Here is a 20,103-nt window from a genome sequence, read left to right on the forward strand (position 1 = left end):
CCCTCACTCGCCCCCCGCGGCCTCGGACCGCAGGTCGCAGTCGAACAGAACGTCCCCGTCCGCCAGGAGATAGGCCCGCGCGCTCGGGCGCAAGGCCTCCCCGATGGTCTCGATCGGCGTAAGCGTCAGGCCCGGGCGCCCCGAGCCGATCAGCATCGGCGAGACGAGCACGTGGAGCCGGTCGAGCGCCCCCGCCGCGAGGAAGCGCGACACCGTGTCCGCCCCGCCCTCCACCAGCAGCCGCGCGATGCCGAGCCCTCCGAGCGCCGCGACGATCGCCTTCGGATCGACGCGGCCGGCCTCGTCCGCCGGCAGCGCGAGCGCCTCGACGCCAGCGGGAAGCGGCGTCTCGACGCCGGCGCGGCGCAGCGCGATGCGCCGCGCGCCGTCCGCCCGCCAGACCGCGGACGTGGGAGGCAGGCGCCCGCTCGGGTCGAGCACGACGCGGGCGGGGCTCTCGCCGGGCACGCGGCGCACGGTGAGCAGCGGATCGTCGGCGAGCGCCGTGCCGACGCCGACGAGCACCGCGTCGACCCGGGCGCGGATGGCGTGGAGGTGATCGAGCGCCGCCGTGCCGTTGATGTACTTCGAGTGCCCCGTGACCGTGGCGATGCGCCCGTCGAGCGACTGGCCGAGCTGGCCCACGACGAAGGGCGCGCCGGGACGCCCCGCGGCGAAGGGGGCGAAGACGGCCTCGGGCGGCACACGCTCGGGCGCTCGGGGCGCCGCCGCACCGTCCCCCTGCGGCAATACGGCCGCGCTCCTCCCTGATCCGTGATTTCGCATGCGCCGTACCCGAATTGCCTCGCGCGACTTGCGCCCGATATAACGCGAGCCGGCATTCGGCGCGCGCGACTGGAGTAACGTCTCGCGGAGAGACCCTCTCGAACTAGCGTGGCGGGAACGAACGGCCAGGGTCGACGCTTGTCGTGCGGCCCTCTGGCGAAGAGCGTGTCCCGCCACGGGTGAAAGGCCAGGAAGTCATGATGCGTCTCGTAATGGGCTTGAGCGGGGATATCGACCTGACGCGGGTCGAGCGCGCCATCGCCGAGTTCCGCCACGCCCGTCCGGTGCTGATCGAGGACGGCGACGGGGCGATCGTCGCGCTCGGCGTGGAGGACCTCGACGCGGAGGCCTGCGCCCGGCTCGACGTCGTCGCCGGCGGCTCCGCCCGTCTCGTGCTCACCGGAAAGCGCCTGTCGCGCATCGGCCGCGAGCGCGCGGAGCCCGGCGCCGTCGCCCTGCCGCGGCTCGACGCGCAGCGCATCGAGTGCCTCTCCCGGCGCACCGAGACGCGGCTCGACGCCCCCGCCCACCCGATCGAGACGCTCGACGCCGACGCGCTCGAGCTCGCGCGCCTCTCCTTCGTGACGCCGGCCGTGGTGACCTTCCCCGTGCGCGCGGGGATCGAGCGCGAGCCGTGCCTGCTGCGCGTGTCGGCGGAGGCGATCCGCGGCTTTCGCGCCCGCCAGGCGAAGACGCTGCGCATCGCGAGCCGCGCGCCGGTGCCGCTCGAGGGCGCGCCCCAGACCGAGTTCGTCGTCTTCCGCGGCGGCGAGGGCATGCGCGACCAGGTCGCCGTGGTCGTCGGCGAGCCCGATCTCGCCAAGCCCGTGCTCGTGCGTCTGCATTCCGCCTGCCTGACCGGCGATCTCTTCGGCTCGCTCAAGTGCGACTGCGGCGACCAGCTGCGCGGCACGGTCCAGGCCATGGCCGAGGGCGGGGGCGGCATCCTCCTCTATCTCGACCAGGAAGGCCGCGGCAACGGGATCGCCAACAAGATCCGCGCCTACCAGCTCCAGGCGGAGGGCTTCGACACATACGAGGCGGACGAGACTCTCGGCTTCGGGCAGGACCAGCGCCGCTTCGGCTTCGCCGCCGAGATGCTGCGCCAGCTCGGCGTCGCGCGGGTGCGCGTGATGACGAACAACCCCGAGAAGATCGCGGCGCTGCGCGGCGCGGGGCTCGAGGTCGTCGCCGACGTGCGCAGCACCGGGCGCCGGCACCCCGAGAACGTGCGCTACCTCGCGACCAAGCGCGACAAGGCGGGGCACATGATCGAGCTCGACGGCGCCGCCGCCCCTGCGGCGGACTGAATCGCCGCGGAGCCCCCGCTCGGGCGGGGCGCGGCGCAAGCCGCGGGCGGCCCCTCGCGCCCGGGTTCCTCCCCGTCGCCTCCCGAGGCCGGGTCACGCCCCCGACGCGACGCGCCCCCGCGTCCAGCGGTCGCAGGTCCGCGGCAACCGCCGGAGGCCCGACCGCATGCGTCGCGTTTAACGCAAAGGTGACGGGTCGCCACCTACGCTCCGCCCGTCCCGGAATGCGCCGGGGGGCAGACCAGGGGCCGAACGACGTGGACGCAGAGACCCGTGCCGCCATCAAGAAGCTCGCCAGCGCCATCGACGGCGTGGCCGGAATGGCCGCGGGCTGCGCCGCCTACATCGCCGCGATGGAGAACGCGTCCTTCGCGGACCGGCGCAAGGCGGTGGGCGTGTCGCGGACCTTCGCGCCCGAGGGCCTCGCCGGCGAGGCCGGCATCCCGCCCGCGCGGGTCGCCCAGGCCATGATCGAGCAGATCGCCACCGTGGCGCGGCAGATGGAGCAGCTCAGGCAGCGCATCGACGCGCCGCCGCGGCTGCCGCTCCAGCGCGACCGCGAGGATCCCTCCCCGGCCGAGCGGGCCCCCGGCACGACGGTGCGGGCGCAGGAGCCGGCGGCGCGCAAGCGCGCCTGAAAGCCGTCGCTCGCCCCGCCTCTCGCGGGGGTCTTTCGCGCTGCGGCGAAGCCGTGCCGCAACGGCGTGCGCGGCGCTTGCGCCCCCTGAGATCCCATGGTATCGCAGCCACGCCTCGCGGGCACCGGGTGCCTCGCACACCCGCGGCCGAGCCGCAATCCAGACCTCAGCGAGCGCTCCTTCGCAGCCCCGCGGCGGCCGAGCGCTCCCATTCGGGAAGAGACTTTCGGTGGCTGAGCGAAATCAAGAAGGCGGGTCGTCGTCCGGCGGCTCGATCGTGTCGGGGGTCGCCGGCCGTTACGCGTCCGCCCTGTTCGAGCTGGCGCAGGACCAGAACGCGGTCGACGCGGTCGAGTCGGACCTCGCCCGCATCGAGGCGATGGCCGCCGAGAGCGAGGACCTGCGCCGCCTGCTCAGGAGCCCGATCTACACCGCCGACGAGCAGAAGGGCGCCATCGGCGCGCTGCTCGACAAGGCCGGGATCGGCGGGCTCGCCGGCAACTTCGTGCGGCTCGTCGCCTCCAAGCGCCGTCTCTTCCTCCTCCTGCAGATGATCCGCGCCTACAAGGCGCTGAACGCGCGGGCCAAGGGCATCGTCCCCGCCGAGATCCGCGTCGCGGAGGCGCCCTCCCCCGCCCTGCTCGACGAGATTCGCGCCACCGTGCGCGACATCGCCCAATCCGAGGTGTCGCTGGACGTGAAGGTCGACCCCGCGCTGATCGGGGGCCTCGTCGTCAAGGTCGGCTCGCGCATGATCGACGCGTCCCTGCGCACCAAGCTCAATGCAATTCGTCTCAGCCTGAAAGAGGCCCGCTGATGGACATTCGTGCAGCCGAGATCTCCGCGATCCTCAAGGAGCAGATCAAGAACTTCGGCCAGGAGGCCGAGGTCAGCGAAGTCGGCCAGGTGCTGTCCATCGGTGACGGCATCGCGCGCTGCTACGGCCTCGACAAGGTCCAGTACGGCGAGATGGTGGAGTTCGAGTCCGGCGTGCGCGGCATGGCGCTCAACCTCGAGACCGACAACGTCGGCGTCGTGGTGTTCGGCTCCGACCGCGAGATCTCCGAGGGCCAGACGGTCAAGCGCACGGGCTCCATCGTGGACGTGCCTGTCGGCAAGGGCCTGCTCGGCCGCGTCGTCGACGCGCTCGGCAACCCGATCGACGGCAAGGGCCCGATCCAGTACACCGAGCGCGCGCGCGTCGACGTGAAGGCGCCGGGCATCATCCCGCGCAAGTCCGTGCACGAGCCGATGGCGACGGGCCTCAAGGCCATCGACGCGCTGATCCCGATCGGCCGCGGCCAGCGCGAGCTGATCATCGGCGATCGCCAGACCGGCAAGACCGCGATCGCGCTCGACACGATCCTCAACCAGAAGCCGCTCAACGTCGAGGGCGCGCCCGAGAGCCAGAAGCTCTATTGCGTCTACGTCGCGGTGGGCCAGAAGCGCTCCACGGTCGCCCAGTTCGTGAAGGCGCTCGAGGAGAACGGCGCGATGGAGTACTCGGTCGTCATCGCGGCGACCGCCTCCGACCCGGCTCCGATGCAGTTCATCGCGCCCTTCGCCGGCTGCGCCATGGGCGAGTACTTCCGCGACAACGGCATGCACGCGGTCATCATCTACGACGACCTCTCGAAGCAGGCCGTCGCCTACCGCCAGATGTCGCTGCTGCTGCGCCGCCCGCCGGGCCGCGAGGCCTTCCCGGGCGACGTGTTCTACCTGCACTCGCGCCTGCTCGAGCGCGCCGCCAAGATGGGCGAGGACGCGGGGCTCGGCTCGCTCACCGCGCTGCCGGTGATCGAGACGCAGGCGAACGACGTCTCCGCCTACATCCCGACGAACGTGATCTCGATCACGGACGGGCAGATCTTCCTCGAGACCGACCTGTTCTACCAGGGCATCCGCCCGGCCGTGAACGTCGGCCTCTCGGTGTCGCGCGTCGGCTCCGCCGCGCAGACCAAGGCGATGAAGAAGGTCGCCGGCAAGATCAAGGGCGAGCTCGCGCAGTACCGCGAGATGGCGGCCTTCGCGCAGTTCGGATCGGACCTCGACGCCACGACCCAGCGCCTGCTCAACCGCGGCGCGCGCCTCACCGAGCTCCTGAAGCAGCCGCAGTTCTCGCCGCTGAAGATGGAGGAGCAGGTCTGCGTCATCTACGCCGGCGTGAACGGCTACCTCGACGCCCTGCCGGTCGCGAAGGTGCGCGCCTTCGAGGAGGGGCTCCTGTCGCTGCTGCGCCAGAAGCACTCGGAGATCCTCGACGCGATCCGCGAGAGCAAGGATCTCAAGGACGACGTGGCCGAGAAGCTCAAGACGGTCGTGTCGGACTTCGCCAAGACCTTCACCGCCTGAGGCGGCCCTAGACCCTCGCCGCCGCCCGCCGGCGGCGGGGCTTCCGCACCCGTCGCGAACACGAGAAGAGGTCTGGGCGCTCGATGCCGTCTCTGAAGGATCTGCGCAACCGCATCGCCTCCGTGAAGGCGACGCAGAAGATCACCAAGGCCATGCAGATGGTCGCGGCGGCGAAGCTGCGCCGCGCCCAGATGCAGGCGGAGGCGGCGCGCCCCTATGCCGAGCGCATGGCGAAGGTGCTCGGCAACGTCGCCGCCGGCGTGCAGATCGGGCCGGAGACGCCCAAGCTTTTGTCCGGCACCGGCAAGACGGACACGCATCTGCTCGTCGTCTGCACCGCCGAGCGCGGCCTTTGCGGCGCCTTCAACTCCTCGATCTCGCGCCTCGCCCGCGACACCGCCAACCGGCTGCTGGCCGAGGGCAAGACGGTCAAGATCATCTGCGTGGGCCGCAAGGGCTACGACGTCCTGCGCCGCACACACGGCAAGCTGATCATGGAGCTGATCGAGCTGCGCAACGTCAAGGTGCTCGGCTTCGCGAATGCCGAGGAGATCGGCAAGAAGGTGCTGAACCTCTACGCCGAGGGCCAGTTCGACGTCGCCACGCTGTTCTACTCGCGCTTCCGCTCGGTGATCCAGCAGATCCCCACCGCGCAGCGGCTGATCCCGACCGAGATCCCGCAGGTCGAGGAGGCCGGCTCGGGCGCGATCTACGAGTACGAGCCCTCCGAGCAGGAGATCCTGGAGAAGCTGCTGCCGCGCAATGTCTCGGTGCAGATCTTCTCGGCGCTGCTCGAGAACGGCGCCTCCGAGCAGGGCGCGCGCATGTCGGCGATGGACTCGGCCACGCGCAATGCCGGCGAGATGATCAAGAAGCAGACGCTGACCTACAACAGGACGCGTCAGGCTCAGATCACCAAGGAACTCATCGAAATCATCTCGGGCGCCGAGGCGCTCTGAGCAGTCAACGAGGACGAGACCCATGGCTGAACCCACCGGACGCATCTCGCAGGTCATCGGCGCCGTCGTCGACGTGACCTTCGAAGGGCACCTGCCCGAGATCCTGAACGCGCTCGAGACCGACAACAACGGCATGCGTCTCGTGCTCGAGGTGGCCCAGCAGCTCGGCGAGAGCGCCGTGCGCTGCATCGCCATGGACACGACCGAGGGCCTGACCCGCGGCCAGCCGGTCACCGACACCGGCGCACCGATCCGCGTGCCCGTCGGCGCCGGCTGCCTCGGCCGCATCGTCAACGTCATCGGCGAGCCGATCGACGAGGCCGGCCCGGTCCCGGCCGAGGCCTACCGCCCGATCCACGCCGAGGCGCCGAGCTACGCCGACCAGTCGACCGAGGCGCAGATCCTCGTCACCGGCATCAAGGTCATCGACCTGCTCGCCCCCTACGCCCGCGGCGGCAAGATCGGCCTGTTCGGCGGCGCCGGCGTCGGCAAGACCGTGCTGATCCAGGAGCTGATCAACAACGTCGCCAAGGCCCACGGCGGCTACTCGGTGTTCGCCGGCGTCGGCGAGCGCACCCGCGAGGGCAACGACCTCTATCACGAGATGATCGAGTCGGGCGTCAACAAGGACCCGCACGAGAACAACGGCTCCACCGAGGGCTCGAAGTGCGCCCTCGTGTTCGGCCAGATGAACGAGCCGCCCGGCGCCCGCGCCCGCGTCGGCCTCACCGGGCTCACCATCGCGGAGCACTTCCGCGACCAGGGCCAGGACGTGCTGTTCTTCGTCGACAACATCTTCCGCTTCACGCAGGCGGGCTCGGAAGTGTCGGCGCTGCTCGGCCGCATCCCCTCGGCGGTGGGCTACCAGCCGACCCTGTCCACCGACATGGGCCAGCTGCAGGAGCGCATCACCACGACGACCAAGGGCTCGATCACGTCCGTGCAGGCGATCTACGTGCCCGCCGACGACCTGACCGACCCGGCGCCCGCCACCTCCTTCGCCCACCTCGACGCGACGACCGTGCTCAACCGCGCGATCTCGGAGAAGGGCATCTACCCGGCGGTGGACCCGCTCGACTCGACCTCGCGGATGCTCGACCCGCGCATCGTCGGCGAGGAGCACTACCAGGTCGCCCGTCAGGTCCAGCAGGTGCTCCAGCGCTACAAGTCGCTGCAGGACATCATCGCGATCCTGGGCATGGACGAACTGTCCGAGGAGGACAAGATGACGGTGGCGCGCGCCCGTAAGATCGAGCGCTTCCTGTCGCAGCCCTTCTTCGTGGCCGAGGTGTTCACCGGCTCGCCGGGCCAGCTCGTGTCGCTCGAGGACACGATCAAGGGCTTCAAGGGCCTCGTCGAGGGCAAGTACGACCACCTGCCGGAGGCCGCCTTCTACATGGTCGGCTCCATCGACATGGCGGTCGAGAAGGCCGAGCGCCTCGCCCAGGCGGCCTGACCGCCGTCACCGGGACGACCCCCGACGGGCGCGCCCTGCGGCGCGCCCGGTGTCCAATCCACCAGGGTTCCAAGAGGGTTCCATGGCCAGCTTCCCCTTCGAGCTCGTCTCGCCTGAGCGCATCGTCTTCTCCGGCGACGTCGAGACGGTGGTGATCCCCGCGACGGAAGGCGAGATGACGCTGCTCGCGAGCCACGCCCCGATGATGGCCTCGCTCAAGACCGGCTTCCTCGTCGTCGGGTCCGGCAAGGGCGAGGAGCGCATCCTCGTCCAGGGCGGCTTCGTCGACGTCGGCCCCAAGGGTGCCACCGTGCTCGCCGAACGCGCCATGCCCGTCTCCGAGGTCACCGGGGACATCCTCTCCCGGGAGATCTCCCGCGCCGAGGCGGAGCACGAGACGATGGAGGACCCCGTCCTCAAGGCGGAGGCGGCCGACACGGTCGCGCAGCTGCGCGACGTGAAGGCCCGGCTGGGGCTCTGACCCGCCCGACGGGCGACGCCTGCAAGAGACGACGAAGGGCCGCCGCGAGGCGGCCTTTCTGCTTTGTGGGGGCGCGCCGTGAAGGCTGGCCGCGGCGTCGACCAACGCCGCCACCCACCCCTGATCACCCCGCCGCGGCGCCCTCGCCTCCCCACGGCGTCTCCGCCACCGGCGTCAGCGGCCCCGCGCCCTCGAACCAGGAGACGAGGTTGTCCACCACGAGCCGGCCCATCGCCTCGCGGGTGTGCACCGAGGCGGAGCCGACGTGGGGGAGCAGCACGATATCGTCGCGCGCGAGGAGCCCGTCGGGGACGTTCGGCTCGTCCTCGAAGACGTCGAGGCCCGCCGAGAGGATCGTGCCCGCCTCGAGCGCGGCGACGAGCGCCGCCTCGTCCACCACCGATCCACGGCCGACGTTGATCACGACGCCGTCGGGGCCGAGCGCCTCGAACACCGGCGTCGAGACGAGGTGGCGCGTGCCCGCCCCGCCGGGCGCGACGCAGATCAGCGTATCCACCGCGCGCGCCATCGCGACGAGGCTGTCGAAGTGGCGGTGCGCCACGCCCTCCTGGCGCCGGCGGCCGTGGTAGACCACCTCCACCCCGAAGGCGTCGAGCCGGCGCGCGATCGCCTTGCCGATGCGCCCGTAGCCGAGGATGCCGACCGTGCGCCCGCGCAGCGTCGGCGAGAGCGGGAACGCGCCGTCCGCCGTCCAGCGCCCGGCGCGCAGCCATCGTTCCGCCTGCGGCAGTCGCCGCAGCGTCGCGAGGAGGAGGCCGATCGTGAGGTCCGCCACCTCCTCGGTGAGGACGTCGGGCGTGTTGGTGACGATCACGCCCCGGCGCGCGGCGGCCGCCGCGTCGACGTGGTCGTAGCCGACGCCGAAGCTCGCCACGATCTCGAGCGCCGGCAGGCGCGCCATCAACGCGTCGTCGATCGCGCGGTGCGCCCCCGCCGCGATCCCGCGCACGCGGGCGCCGTGCGCTGCGAGCCAGCCCTCGCGATCCGCCTCCTCCCACAGCCGCGCGAGGCCGAAGCGCTCGGAGAGCCGCTCGACGACGAGCGGCATCATCCGGGCGGGCATCAGGATCAGGGGCTCGTCCATCGCGCCCTCACGCCAGCACGCCGTGGCAGTGCTTGAACTTCTTGCCCGATCCGCAGGGGCAGGCCTCGTTGCGGCCGACCTTGCCCCAGGTGGCGGGGTCGTTCGGGTCGCGGTTCTCCGGCGCCACGAGGCCGACCGCGACGCCCGCGCCCGCAGCTCCCGGCGAGCCGAGCCCGGTCGAGCCGCCCGTCGCCATCTCGTCCTCGCCGGTGACGGGATCGGCGTGGTGCGCCGCCATCTCGGGCAGTTTCGGCTCGGGCGGGCGCTGGTAGACCACCTCGATGCGCATCAGCTGGGAGGTGACAACCTCGCGCAGGCGGGCGATCAGCGCCTCGAACAGCTGGAAGGCCTCGGACTTGTACTCGTTGAGCGGATCGCGCTGGGCCATGCCGCGCCAACCGATGACCTGGCGCAGGTGCTCGAGCGTGACGATGTGCTCGCGCCAGAGCTGATCGAGCGACTGCAGCAGCACCTGCTTCTCGACGTAGGTCATCACCTCGGTGGTGTTCTTCTCGATCCGCGCGGCATAGGCCTCGTTCGCCTCCTTCAGGAGCCGCTCGCGCATCTCCTCGTCGGCGATGCCCTCCTCCTTGGCCCAGTCGATCACCGGCAGGTCGAGGTTGAGCAGGCGGCGGACCTCCTTGTCGAGGCCGTCCGTGTCCCACTGCTCGGGATAGGCGTCGGCGGGGATGTGGCGGGCGACGACGTCCTCCACGACGCTCTCGCGCATCTCGTCGATGGTCTCGCGCACGGAGGCCTCGCCCATGAACTCGCGGCGCTGCTCGAAGACGACCTTGCGCTGGTCGTTCATGACGTTGTCGTACTTGAGGATGTTCTTGCGGATGTCGAAGTTGCGCGCCTCGACCTTGGACTGCGCCTTCTCGATCGCCTTGTTGATCCAGGGGTGGACGATCGCCTCGCCCTCCTGGAGGCCCAGCTTGGTCAGCATGCCGTCCATGCGGTCCGACCCGAAGATCCGCATCAGGTCGTCCTGCAGCGAGAGGAAGAACTTCGAGCGGCCCGGGTCGCCCTGGCGGCCGGAGCGGCCGCGCAGCTGGTTGTCGATGCGCCGGCTCTCGTGGCGCTCGGTGCCCATGACGTAGAGGCCGCCGGCGGCCAGCGCGCGCTGCTTGAAGGCCGCGACCTCCTCGCGGATCGCCGCCTCGCGCGCGGTCCGCTCCTCGCCCTCGGGCAGGTCCGCGAGCTCGAAGCCGATGCGCATGTCGGCATTGCCGCCGAGCTGAATGTCGGTGCCGCGTCCGGCCATGTTGGTGGCGATCGTGATCGCGCCCGGCACGCCGGCCTGGGCGACGATGAAGGCCTCCTGCTCGTGGAACCGCGCGTTGAGCACCGCGAAGGTCTTGGGCGCGGTGGCGGCGCGGGCCGCCTCGAACAGCGGCGAGAGCGCCTTCGGGTCGGCGAAGTCGATCTGGGTGAAGCCCGCCTTCTTCAGCTGGGCGGCGAGCATTTCGGACTTCTCGATCGAGGTCGTGCCCACCAGCGTCGGCTGGCCCTTGGCGGAGGCCTCCTCGATGTCGCGGATGATGGCGTCGTACTTCTCCTGCACGGTGCGGTAGACCTCGTCGTCCTCGTCGAGGCGCGCGACCGGGCGGTTGGTGGGGATCTCGACCACGTCGAGGTTGTAGATCTCGGCGAACTCGTCCGCTTCCGTCGAGGCGGTGCCGGTCATGCCGGCGAGCTTGTCGTAGAGGCGGAAATAGTTCTGGAAGGTGATCGAGGCCAGCGTCTGGTTCTCGGGCTGGATCTTGACGTTCTCCTTCGCCTCGAGCGCCTGGTGCAGCCCTTCCGAATAGCGCCGGCCCGGCATCATGCGGCCGGTGAACTCGTCGATGATCACCACCTCGCCATTGCGGACGATGTAGTCCTTGTCGCGGGTGAACAGCTTGTGGGCGCGCAGCGCCTGGTTCATGTGGTGGACGAGCGTGGCGTTCTGGGCGTCGTAGAGGTCGTCGCTCTTGAGGAGCTCGTGTGCGCGCAGGACCTCCTCCATCTTCTCGGTGCCCGCCTCGGAGAGCGAGACCGCGCGCTGCTTCTCGTCGAGGTCGTAGTGCTCCGGGGTCAGCTGCGGGATCAGCTTGTCCACCGCCTGGTAGAGCTCGGAGCGGTCGTCGAGCGGGCCGGAGATGATCAGCGGCGTGCGCGCCTCGTCGACGAGGATGGAATCCACCTCGTCGACGATGGCGTAGACGTGGCCACGCTGCACCATCTGGCCGAAGTCGTACTTCATGTTGTCGCGCAGGTAGTCGAAGCCGTACTCGTTGTTGGTGCCGTAGGTGATGTCGCAGGCGTAGGCCGCCTTGCGCTGGGCGTCGTCGAGCCCGTGCACGATGACGCCGACGGTCAGCCCCAGGAACCGGTAGATCCGCCCCATCCACTCGGAGTCGCGGCTGGCGAGGTAGTCGTTCACGGTGACGACGTGCACGCCCCGGCCGGCGAGCGCGTTGAGGTAGACCGCGAGCACGGCGACCAGCGTCTTGCCCTCGCCGGTCTTCATCTCGGCGATCGAGCCCTCGTGCAGCACCATGCCGCCGATCAGCTGCACGTCGAAGGGCCGCAGGCCCAGCACGCGCTTGGAGGCCTCGCGCACGGTGGCGAAGGCGGGCACCAGCACGTCGTCGAGGCTCTCGCCCTTGGCGACCCGCGCCTTGAGGTCCTCGGTGCGCGCGCGCAGCGCGTCGTCGGACAGGGCCTCCAGCTCCTTCTCCAGGTCGTTGATGGCCTGGATGCGGGATGCGTACGACTTCAGCCGGCGGTCGTTGGCCGAGCCGAAGAGCTTCTTCGCGAGTGCGCCGAACATGGGGTCCTGTCGTCTCAGTGGGTCGTCGGATGCCGCGGAGGGCCGCGCGCTATATAGACCTAATCATCGCGGAGCGCATCCGAAAGGCACAGGGGCGATCACGGGGCGGTGACGGCGGCGGCCGCCCCCCCGCCCGGCTTGCATTGCATCGCCCGATGGGCCAGACCTGCGGCCGGAACCCGTCGCGCCGAGGGCGCGCCCCTCGCCCGTCCGCCGCGCCCGGAGGAAACGCATGCCGTCGAACGCCCTACTCCCCCGCCTCGCCCTCGCGCTCCTCGTCGGCGCCGCGATCCCCGCCTCCGCGCTCGCGCAGGACACCGCCGCCCCCGTCGCCGAGACCGCGGCGGCCGCCGCGCCCGTCGACCCGGCGACCGTCGTCGCCACCGTGAACGGGGCCGAGATCACCGAGGGCGACATCGCGCTCGCGGCACAGGACCCCGCCCTCCCGCTGCCGGGCATGAACGACGCGCAGCGCCGCGAGACGCTGATCAACTACCTCGTCAACCTCGAGCTCGCCGCCCGCGCGGCCGAGGAGGCCGGCATCGGCGCGAGCGAGTCGTTCGAGCGCCGCCTCGCCTACCAGCGCGACAAGCTGCTGCTGGAGTCGCTGCTCGAGGACACGATCGACGCCGCGGTGACGGAGGAGGCCGCCCGCGCCGTCTACGACGAGATGGTCGCCGAGGTTGAGCCCGAGCAGGAGGTGCGCGCCCGCCACATCCTCGTCGACACGCAGGAGGAGGCGCAGGCCGTCGTCGACCGCATCGCGGCCGGCGAGTCCTTCGAGGAGATCGCGACCGACCTCTCGACCGACCGGGGCTCCGCCGCCCAGGGCGGCGATCTCGGCTTCTTCACCCGCGGCCAGATGGTCGCGCCCTTCGCCGAGGCCGCCTTCGCGCTCGAGCCGGGCGCGGTCTCCGCGCCGGTGCAGAGCCAGTTCGGCTGGCACGTCATCAAGGCCGAGGAGCGCCGCGATCGGCCGACGCCGAGCTTCGAGCAGATGCGCGAGCAGATCGACACCTTCCTCGCCCGCCAGGCGCAGCAGACCCTGCTCCTGTCGCTGCGCGAGGGCGTCGAGATCGCCCGCCCCGGCGCGGCGGCGCAAGGCGGGGCGGTGCCGGGCGCGGCGCCCGCACCGCAGTGAGGCGACGCGGCCGGCGGCGAGACGCCGCCGACACCCCGCCCCGGCCGCCGCTCACTCGCGGCGCATGATCCGGTCGACCAGGATGTCGGAAACGAGGCCCGGCTCGAACTCCCGGGTCAGCGCCTCGGGGTCGTAGCGGGTCTCGACCCACTCCTCGAAGGTCAGCCCCCGCGCCTCGCCGTCGTCGCGCCAGCGCTCGAAGAAGGCGTCGAGGATGCCGGTCTTGGCGAAGCGGAAGTGGCCGTAGCGCAGCGAGAGCTGGCGCAGCGCCTCGTCCGCGCTGCGGCCCTCGTGGACGACGAGGTAGAGCGCCGACATGAAGCCGGCGCGGTCCGCCCCCGACTTGCAGTGCACGAGCGCCGGGTATCGCAGGTCCCGGAAGAAGGCGCGGGCGCGCAGGAGCGTTTCCTTGTCGGGCGCCGCGCGCGAGCGCACGACGAAGTCGACGAGCTCGAGCCCGAGCGCCTCGCAGCTCTCCTTCTGCAATTGCCAGGAGCCGTGCTCGCGCCCGCCGCGCAGGTAGACCACCGTCCGCAGGCCCTCGTCGCGCAGGCGCGCGAGCTGGTGCGGCGCCGGCTGCGCGGCGCGCCAGAGGTCTCCGGACACCCGGTGCAGGTTGAGGTAGGCGAAGCGGAAGACGCCGTGGTCGGCGAGGGCCATGTGCGCCCACGCCCGCACGCGGCCGAAGGCGCCCTCGATCGGGCGGTCCCAGCGCGCGATGCGCGCCAGCCGCCGGGCGGTGCGGGACTCCGTGCTGCGGAAGCGGTTGAGCACTCTGTCGTTTCCTCGTCCGCTCTGGCCGCGGCGCCTCGTCCGCCTGCCGAGTAGCAGCGCGCGCGCGCGCCCGCAAGCGCCCGCGCGCGGCGTGCGTCACCGCACCACCACGATCCGCTCCGCCGCGCGGGTCAGCCCCGTGTAGAGCCAGCGGGCGCGGTGCTCGCGGAAGGCGAAGCTCTCGTCGAACAGCACCACGTCGTCCCATTGTGAGCCCTGCGCCTTGTGGACGGTGAGCGCGTAGCCGTAGGTGAGTTCGTCGTGCTGGCGGCGCAGGGCGTAGGGCAGCTCCTCGTCGCCGCCCTCGAAGAAGGCGGTGGGGACCTCGACCTTCACGGTCTGGCGCGGGTTCTCCTCGGCGGCGATGCGCATGGCGACGAGGCCGCGGTTGGGCCAGTGCTTCGCCTCCGTCACGGACCACAGCCCGCCGTTGAGGAGGCCCTTGCTCTTGTCGTTGCGCAGGCAGACGAGCTTCTCGTCCGCCGCGGGATACGGGTCGCGCAGGCCCTTCAGCTCGCGGATGCGCCCGTTGTAGAGGCGCCGGGTCTTATTCATGCCCACGAGGACCTGATTCGCGCCCTGGACCATGCCGGCGTCGACGTCGCGGCGGTGGATGACGCGGCTCTCGCCCCAGGTGCCGTAGTCGAGCCGCCCGCCGTCGCGGATCAGCATCGAGAGGTGGACGATCGGGTTGTCCGCCGCCTGGCGGTGGACCTCGGTGAGCATCACGTCCGGCTCGGCGTCGGTGAAGAAGCCCCCACCCTTGACGGGCGGCAGCTGCGCCGGATCGCCGAGCACCAGCACCGGCTTGCCGAAGCCGAGGAGGTCGCGGCCGAGCTCCTCGTCCACCATCGAGCACTCGTCGACGACGATGAGGTCGGCCTTGGCGGCGGGGCCCGAGCGGTTGAGCGTGAAGGAGGGCCCCTCCTCCTCGTCCCCGCGCGAGCGGTAGATCATGGCGTGGATGGTGGAGGCGTCCGTGCAGCCCTTGGCACGCATCACGGACGCCGCCTTGCCGGTGAAGGCGCCGAAGGCGACGTCGCCGTCGATCCCCTCGGCGAGGTGGCGCGCGAGCGTGGTCTTGCCCGTGCCGGCGAAGCCGAACAGGCGGAACACCTGCGGCTCGCCCGTCTTCAGCCAGGCGCCCACCGCGGCGAGCGCCGCCTCCTGCTGTCCCGACCAGGCCATCTCACGCCCCCCGCGGCCGCGGCGCACGCGCCGTCTCGGCGCGCAGGTTGACGAGGATGCCCACGACGATGATTCCCGCGCCGAGGAACACGAAGGGGTCGAGCGGCTCGGCGTAGAGCAGGAGCCCCACGACCGCGATCAGGGGGATGCGCAGGAAATCGAGCGGCACGACCATGATGGCGTCTCCGTTGCGATAGGCGTTGGTGAGGCACCAATGGGCCGTGAAGCCGCAGATCGCCAGCGCCGCGAGCGGCAGCGCCGGCGCCTCCGCGAGCCGCGAGAGATACCCCTCCCCCGCGCCGGCGAGGTTGAGCGGCAATTGCATCGCGTTCATCCACAGCATGATGGAGGCCGTCGTCTCGGTGCGGGTGAGGCTCTTCGTCGCGATCGCGGTGAGCGCGAAGGCGAAGGCGGCGAAGAGCAAGTAGAGCGCCGGCCAGCCGATCTCGCCGGCGCCGGGGCGGACGATCACGAGAACGCCGAGGAAGCCCAGCCCGATCGCCAGCGCGCGCGTGCGCGTCAGCCGCTCGCCGAGCAGCAGGACGGCGAGGAGCGCGGTGAGGGCGGGGGCCGTGAACTCCACCGCGAAGACGACGGCGAGCGGCAGCAGCGTGACGCCCACCGTCCAGGCGTACTGCCCGGCGAAATGCACGACGTTGCGCTGGGCATGGCGCCCGAGCCGCCGGGCCGAGAGGCTCGCGCGCACCCGCGCGAAGAGCACGGCCGAAACGAGAATCGCCCCGAGCCCGGCCGCGTTGCGGAAGGCGAGCATCTCGAACGCCGACAGCGCGCCCGAGAGCTCGCGCACCGCTACCGCGATGGCCGAGAAGGAGACGAGCGCCCCGGCCATCCAGAGCACCACGATCGTGACGTTGCGCGAAGCCATGCGCCTGCAGCCGAACGTATGGAGAACAGCGTCATAGCGCGGATCGCGTCGGCGCGATACCCGAAAAGCGACCGGGTCCGCGCGATCCGGCCGATCGGCGCGCCGTTAACCAGTCGTTCACCGTCCGCTGGGAAATTCCTGCCTACCGGTCGCGGCGCACGCGGCCCGGTGGACGGACGATTTCGAGGGGCGTGTCGCGCGTGAACCAGACGATGGAGATCCTGACCCGGCTCGGCCCGGCGCGCCTCGCGGTGATGGGCGCCGTCACGCTGGCGCTCGTGGGCTTCTTCGCGTTCGTCATCATGCGCATGTCGCAGCCGGACATGGGCGTGCTCTACGCCGACCTGTCCATGTCCGACGCCGGCGCCGTGGTGCGGGCGCTCGAGAGCCGCGGTGTCCGCTACCAGACGCGTGGCGACGGCGTCATCCTCGCCGCGCGCGACGATCTCGCGCGTCTACGCATGGAGCTCGCCTCCGACGGGCTGCCGGCGGGTGCCGGCGTCGGCTACGAGATCTTCGACCGTGGCGATTCGTTCTCCTCCACGAGCTTCGTGCAGAACATCAACCAGCTGAGGGCGCTGGAGGGCGAGCTGTCGCGCACGATCTCCTCGCTGGCGCGGGTCGAGGCGGCGCGGGTGCATCTCGCGATTCCCGAGCGGCGGCTGTTCGAGCGCGACCGCGAGGACCCGCGCGCCTCCATCGTGCTGCGCGTGCGTGGCGAGCTCGACCAGGCGCAGGTGCGCGCCGTGCGCCACCTCGTGGCGACCGCGGTCGAGGGCCTGCGGCCCGACCGGATCTCGATCGTCGACGAGGGCGGACGGCTCCTCGCCGACGGCGCCACCGCCGGCGATTCGATGGCGGCCGCCGCAGCGGACGAGACCCGCATCGGCTTCGAGAACCGGCTGCGCGCCCAGGTCGAGGACATCGTGGCGGGCATCGTCGGGCGCGGGCGAACGCGCGTCCAGATCGCCGCCGAGTTCGACACGAACCGCGTCGAGGCCCGCTCGGAGACCTTCGACCCGAACGGCCAGGTCGCGCGCTCGATGCAGACGCGCACCGACAACGCGGTCTCCACCCAGGGCGATGCCGGCGTCACCGTGGGCAACGAGCTGCCCGGCGCGGGCGGGGACGCGGCCGGCGCCGGCCCCCGCGACCAGCAGGAAACGACCGAGGAGACGATCAACTACGAGATCTCGCGCTCGACCCGCGTCGAGATGCTGGAGGGCCCGCGGCTCGCCCGACTCTCCGTCGCCGTCCTCGTCGACGGCGCCTACGCGACCGGGCCGGACGGCAGCGTGACCTACGAGCCGCGCACCGCCGAGGAACTCCAGCGCATCGAGGCGCTGGTGCGCACGGCGATCGGCTTCGACGCGGACCGCGGCGACCAGATCGAGGTGGTCAACCTGCGCTTCGCCGAGGGACCGCAGCCGGAGTTCCTGCCCGAGGCGCCGACCCTCCTCGAGAGCCTGCTCGACCCCACCCGCGAGGACGTGCTGCGCGCGATCGAGCTCGCGGTGCTCTTCCTCCTCACCCTCGTCGTGATCTTCACCGTCCTGCGACCGATGATGCGGGCGTTCTCCGCCTCTCCGGTTCTGGTGGCGGCGGGCGCCGGCGGCGGCGAGGCGGCGGCGATCGCCGGCGGCGACGGCAGCGGCGGCGGGACGGCGGCGCTCCCGGCGCGCTCGGACGCGACCTCCCAGATGATCGAGATGGCCAAGGTGAACGGGCAGGTGCAGCAGGAATCGCTCGAGCGCGTGGCCGACCTCGTCAAGCAGAGCCCTTCGGAGACCGTGTCCGTGATGCGCCAGTGGATCCACGAGAGAGGCTGAGATGAGCGCCGGGTTCGTCTTCGACCGCGACTTCTCCCGCCCGAAGGGCACGCCCTCGCCGAAGGCGGAGGCGGCGCTCGCGCAGGCGGAGGCGCGCGGGCACGCCCGCGGTCTCGCGGAGGGCCGCGCGGCGGCGCACGCCGAGGCGGACGGGAGCCTGCGGGAGGCGCTCGCGCGCGTCGCCGAGGCCTCCCGCGCCCTCCTCGCCGACGCCGACGCCCGCGGGCGCGCGCTGGAGACGGAGTCGATCGCCTTCGCCGACACGCTCGCGCGCACGCTCGCCGGCGCGGCGCTGGATCGCTTCCCGCTCGATACGATCATGGAGGCGGCGCGCGAGGCCTTCGCGCACCTGCGCGGCGTGCCGCACCTCGTCGTGCGCGTCGAAGAGAGCCTCGTCGACGACGTCGAGCGCATGATGAAGGGCCTCGCCCGCGAGCGCGGCTTCGAGGGCCGCCTCGTCGTCATCGGCGAGACCGACATCGCGCGCGGCGACGCGCGCTTCGAATGGGCCGACGGCGGAGTGGTGCGCGACGGCGCCGCGCTCGCCGCCGAGATCGCCCGCAAGCTCGTCGGCGAGGGTGGCGACGCCCCCCGGACCGACGCACCCGACGAGAGCACACCCGGAGCGGCGACGCGATGAGCGACGAGTTCACACTGCCCCAGCTCGACGACGAGGACATCGGCTTCGATCCGCAGGCGGCGCTGCCGGCGGAATCGACCCGCGACGGGCCCGTGATCCAGCGCACGGCCGCCGATCTCGAGCAGATCTTCGACGTTCCCGTCGCCGTCTCCGCCGTCCTCGGGCGCGCGCGCATGCCCGTGGGCGATCTCCTGAAGATCGCGCCGGGCGCCGTGCTCGAGCTCGACCGCAAGGTCGGCGAGGCGGTCGACATCTTCGTCAACAACCGCCTCGTCGCCCGCGGCGAGGTGGTCCTCGTCGAGGATCGCCTCGGCATCACGATGACCGAGATCATCAAGAGCGACCATTAAGGAGCCGGATCATGCGCCTTCTCATCATCGGACGCCTGGACGGCGAGCTGACCACCGCCTCGCGCATCGCCATGAGCCGCGGCGCCGCCGTGGTCCAGGCCGACGACCTCGACCAGGGGCTCGCGGTGCTGCGCGCCAAGGGCGCCGACCTGATCATGGTCGACGTCGCGCTCTCGGTGGCCGACCTCGTCGGCGCGCTCGAGGCCGAGCGCATCCGCACCCCCGTCGTCGCCTGCGGCGCGGGGGCGGACACCCGCGGCGCGGTCGACGCGATCCGCGCCGGGGCGAAGGAGTACATCCCGCTCCCGCCCGACGCCGACATGATCGCGGCGATCCTGGAGGCCGTCGCCGCCGACCAGGCGGCCTTCGTGTGGCGCGATCCCGCCATGGAGAAGGTCGTCAAGATGGCCGAGCAGGTCGCCCGGTCGGACGCCTCCGTGCTGATCACCGGCGAGAGCGGCACCGGCAAGGAGGTGCTCGCGCGCCACCTGCACCAGCGCTCCGCGCGCCGCTCGAAGCCCTTCGTGTGCGTCAACTGCGCCGCAATCCCCGACGCGCTGCTCGAGAGCGAGCTGTTCGGCCACGAGAAGGGCGCCTTCACCGGCGCGGTGGCGCGGCGCATCGGCAAGTTCGAGGAGGCGAACGGCGGCACGCTGCTGCTCGACGAGATCTCCGAGATGGACGTGCGGCTGCAGGCGAAGCTGCTCCGGGCGCTCCAGGAGCGGGTGATCGACCGCGTCGGCGGGGCCAAGCCCGTGCCGGTGGACATCCGCGTGCTCGCCACCTCGAACCGCAACATGGCCGACGCCGTGCGCGGCGGGACCTTCCGCGAGGATCTGTTCTACCGCCTCAACGTCGTCCACCTGCGCCTGCCGGCGCTGCGCGAGCGGCCGGGCGACATCATCGAGCTCGCCCAGCACTTCGCCCGCAAGTACGCCCAGGCGAACGGCCTGCCCGAGCGCGGGCTCTCCCACGACGCCAAGCGCGTCGTGCTCAAGAACCCCTGGCGCGGCAACGTGCGCGAACTGGAGAACGCGGTCCATCGCGCCGTCCTGCTGGCGTCCGGCGCGGAGATCGGGCCCGACGCGCTGATGACGCCCGAAGGCGACGCCCTCGGGGCCGAGCCGGACGCGGCCGCCCGCGCGGCGCGCACGGCGGAGGCGGTGACCCGCGCGCTCGTCGGGCGCACCGTGGCCGAGGTCGAGCAGGACCTCATCCTCGACACGCTCGACCATTGCCTGGGCAACCGCACCCATGCGGCCAAGATCCTCGGCATCTCGATCCGCACGCTGCGCAACAAGCTCAACGAGTACACCGCCGCCGGCCTCGCCGTCCCCGAGCCGGGCCAGGCCCGCACCCCCGTCGGCGTCGGCTGAACCGCGCGCTCCCC

Annotated in this window: 17 protein-coding genes and 1 pseudogene; 12 read left to right on the plus strand and 6 right to left on the minus strand. The window is 71.7% G+C overall.

Annotated elements, in window-relative coordinates:
* Positions 1 to 3 precede the first annotated feature (3 nt).
* Positions 4 to 705 carry a RibD family protein gene (locus AB9M23_RS10745; protein WP_372424538.1) on the minus strand — a complete coding sequence of 234 codons (702 nt, stop codon included), beginning with the start codon at positions 703 to 705 and terminating at the stop codon, positions 4 to 6.
* Positions 706 to 986: 281 nt separating this feature from the next.
* On the opposite strand from AB9M23_RS10745, the gene ribA reads away from it, so the two are divergent.
* The 7 genes and pseudogenes from ribA to AB9M23_RS10780 all read left to right on the plus strand — a co-directional run bounded on the left by ribA (position 987) and on the right by AB9M23_RS10780 (position 7,982).
* Complete coding sequence (gene ribA / locus AB9M23_RS10750; RefSeq protein ID WP_443726248.1) at positions 987 to 2,096, plus strand: GTP cyclohydrolase II RibA; 1,110 nt, start codon at positions 987 to 989, stop codon at positions 2,094 to 2,096.
* Between the two features lie 257 nt (positions 2,097 to 2,353).
* On the plus strand, positions 2,354 to 2,734 hold the full coding sequence (locus AB9M23_RS10755) for a hypothetical protein (RefSeq protein ID WP_372424540.1): 381 nt from the start codon (positions 2,354 to 2,356) through the stop codon (positions 2,732 to 2,734).
* A 229-nt stretch (positions 2,735 to 2,963) separates the two neighbouring features.
* A complete protein-coding gene (locus AB9M23_RS10760) occupies positions 2,964 to 3,551 on the plus strand; it encodes a F0F1 ATP synthase subunit delta (RefSeq protein ID WP_372424541.1) in 588 nt (195 codons plus the stop codon).
* Positions 3,551 to 5,086: a F0F1 ATP synthase subunit alpha gene (gene atpA / locus AB9M23_RS10765; RefSeq protein WP_372424542.1), complete on the plus strand. Its 1,536-nt coding sequence runs from the start codon at positions 3,551 to 3,553 to the stop codon at positions 5,084 to 5,086. Before AB9M23_RS10760 ends, atpA begins: the two co-directional genes overlap by 1 nt.
* 83 nt (positions 5,087 to 5,169) lie before the next feature.
* Complete coding sequence (locus AB9M23_RS10770) at positions 5,170 to 6,045, plus strand: F0F1 ATP synthase subunit gamma (RefSeq protein WP_372424543.1); 876 nt, start codon at positions 5,170 to 5,172, stop codon at positions 6,043 to 6,045.
* A 37-nt stretch (positions 6,046 to 6,082) separates the two neighbouring features.
* A pseudogene (gene atpD, locus AB9M23_RS10775) lies at positions 6,083 to 7,501 on the plus strand (F0F1 ATP synthase subunit beta); the annotation flags it as partial.
* A gap of 82 nt (positions 7,502 to 7,583) precedes the next feature.
* Positions 7,584 to 7,982, plus strand: a complete 399-nt coding sequence (locus AB9M23_RS10780; protein WP_372424544.1) for a F0F1 ATP synthase subunit epsilon — start codon at positions 7,584 to 7,586, stop codon at positions 7,980 to 7,982.
* A gap of 124 nt (positions 7,983 to 8,106) precedes the next feature.
* Here the strand turns inward: AB9M23_RS10780 and AB9M23_RS10785 are convergent, their stop codons facing one another.
* Both AB9M23_RS10785 and secA read right to left on the minus strand, forming a co-directional pair.
* Positions 8,107 to 9,087, minus strand: a complete 981-nt coding sequence (locus tag AB9M23_RS10785; protein ID WP_372424545.1) for a 2-hydroxyacid dehydrogenase — start codon at positions 9,085 to 9,087, stop codon at positions 8,107 to 8,109.
* 7 nt (positions 9,088 to 9,094) lie between these two features.
* Entirely contained in the window at positions 9,095 to 11,905 is a 2,811-nt protein-coding gene (gene secA, locus AB9M23_RS10790) for a preprotein translocase subunit SecA (RefSeq protein ID WP_372424546.1), read from the minus strand.
* Between the two features lie 232 nt (positions 11,906 to 12,137).
* Here secA and AB9M23_RS10795 point away from each other — a divergent pair, with 232 nt between their 5' ends.
* Positions 12,138 to 13,046, plus strand: coding sequence for a peptidylprolyl isomerase (locus AB9M23_RS10795; RefSeq protein WP_372424547.1), 909 nt, complete (start codon positions 12,138 to 12,140; stop codon positions 13,044 to 13,046).
* Positions 13,047 to 13,097: 51 nt separating this feature from the next.
* Here AB9M23_RS10795 and AB9M23_RS10800 read toward each other — a convergent pair whose 3' ends face one another.
* The 3 genes from AB9M23_RS10800 to AB9M23_RS10810 all read right to left on the minus strand — a co-directional run bounded on the left by AB9M23_RS10800 (position 13,098) and on the right by AB9M23_RS10810 (position 15,894).
* On the minus strand, positions 13,098 to 13,820 hold the full coding sequence (locus AB9M23_RS10800) for a fused DSP-PTPase phosphatase/NAD kinase-like protein (protein ID WP_372424548.1): 723 nt from the start codon (positions 13,818 to 13,820) through the stop codon (positions 13,098 to 13,100).
* Between the two features lie 96 nt (positions 13,821 to 13,916).
* Positions 13,917 to 15,008: an ATP-dependent DNA helicase gene (locus AB9M23_RS10805; RefSeq protein ID WP_372424549.1), complete on the minus strand. Its 1,092-nt coding sequence runs from the start codon at positions 15,006 to 15,008 to the stop codon at positions 13,917 to 13,919.
* 1 nt (position 15,009) lies between these two features.
* A complete protein-coding gene (locus tag AB9M23_RS10810) occupies positions 15,010 to 15,894 on the minus strand; it encodes a DMT family transporter (protein WP_372424550.1) in 885 nt (294 codons plus the stop codon).
* Between the two features lie 200 nt (positions 15,895 to 16,094).
* On the opposite strand from AB9M23_RS10810, the gene fliF reads away from it, so the two are divergent.
* The 4 genes from fliF to flbD are packed head-to-tail and all read left to right on the plus strand — an operon-like array spanning position 16,095 to position 20,089.
* Positions 16,095 to 17,723 carry a flagellar basal-body MS-ring/collar protein FliF gene (gene fliF / locus AB9M23_RS10815; RefSeq protein ID WP_372424551.1) on the plus strand — a complete coding sequence of 543 codons (1,629 nt, stop codon included), beginning with the start codon at positions 16,095 to 16,097 and terminating at the stop codon, positions 17,721 to 17,723.
* A 1-nt stretch (position 17,724) separates the two neighbouring features.
* Positions 17,725 to 18,363, plus strand: coding sequence for a FliH/SctL family protein (locus AB9M23_RS10820; protein ID WP_372424552.1), 639 nt, complete (start codon positions 17,725 to 17,727; stop codon positions 18,361 to 18,363).
* A complete protein-coding gene (fliN, locus tag AB9M23_RS10825) occupies positions 18,360 to 18,713 on the plus strand; it encodes a flagellar motor switch protein FliN (protein WP_372424553.1) in 354 nt (117 codons plus the stop codon). Before AB9M23_RS10820 ends, fliN begins: the two co-directional genes overlap by 4 nt.
* 11 nt (positions 18,714 to 18,724) lie before the next feature.
* A complete protein-coding gene (gene flbD / locus AB9M23_RS10830) occupies positions 18,725 to 20,089 on the plus strand; it encodes a sigma-54-dependent transcriptional regulator FlbD (RefSeq protein WP_372424554.1) in 1,365 nt (454 codons plus the stop codon).
* Positions 20,090 to 20,103 lie beyond the last annotated feature (14 nt).

This window comes from Salinarimonas chemoclinalis, from assembly GCF_041514305.1.
Taxonomy (GTDB): Bacteria; Pseudomonadota; Alphaproteobacteria; order Rhizobiales; family Beijerinckiaceae; genus Salinarimonas; species Salinarimonas chemoclinalis.

Excerpts from the sequence above, each read along its gene's own strand:
- AB9M23_RS10805 (WP_372424549.1), bottom strand. The coding sequence starts at position 15,008 with ATGGCCTGGTCGGGACAGCAGGAGGCGGCGCTCGCCGCGGTGGGCGCC.
- AB9M23_RS10810 (WP_372424550.1), bottom strand. The coding sequence starts at position 15,894 with ATGGCTTCGCGCAACGTCACGATCGTGGTGCTCTGGATGGCCGGGGCG.
- ribA (WP_443726248.1), top strand. The coding sequence starts at position 987 with ATGCGTCTCGTAATGGGCTTGAGCGGGGATATCGACCTGACGCGGGTC.
- AB9M23_RS10780 (WP_372424544.1), top strand. The coding sequence starts at position 7,584 with ATGGCCAGCTTCCCCTTCGAGCTCGTCTCGCCTGAGCGCATCGTCTTC.
- AB9M23_RS10820 (WP_372424552.1), top strand. The coding sequence starts at position 17,725 with ATGAGCGCCGGGTTCGTCTTCGACCGCGACTTCTCCCGCCCGAAGGGC.
- AB9M23_RS10785 (WP_372424545.1), bottom strand. The coding sequence starts at position 9,087 with ATGGACGAGCCCCTGATCCTGATGCCCGCCCGGATGATGCCGCTCGTC.
- flbD (WP_372424554.1), top strand. The coding sequence starts at position 18,725 with ATGCGCCTTCTCATCATCGGACGCCTGGACGGCGAGCTGACCACCGCC.
- atpA (WP_372424542.1), top strand. The coding sequence starts at position 3,551 with ATGGACATTCGTGCAGCCGAGATCTCCGCGATCCTCAAGGAGCAGATC.
- AB9M23_RS10795 (WP_372424547.1), top strand. The coding sequence starts at position 12,138 with ATGCCGTCGAACGCCCTACTCCCCCGCCTCGCCCTCGCGCTCCTCGTC.
- AB9M23_RS10770 (WP_372424543.1), top strand. The coding sequence starts at position 5,170 with ATGCCGTCTCTGAAGGATCTGCGCAACCGCATCGCCTCCGTGAAGGCG.
- fliN (WP_372424553.1), top strand. The coding sequence starts at position 18,360 with ATGAGCGACGAGTTCACACTGCCCCAGCTCGACGACGAGGACATCGGC.
- secA (WP_372424546.1), bottom strand. The coding sequence starts at position 11,905 with ATGTTCGGCGCACTCGCGAAGAAGCTCTTCGGCTCGGCCAACGACCGC.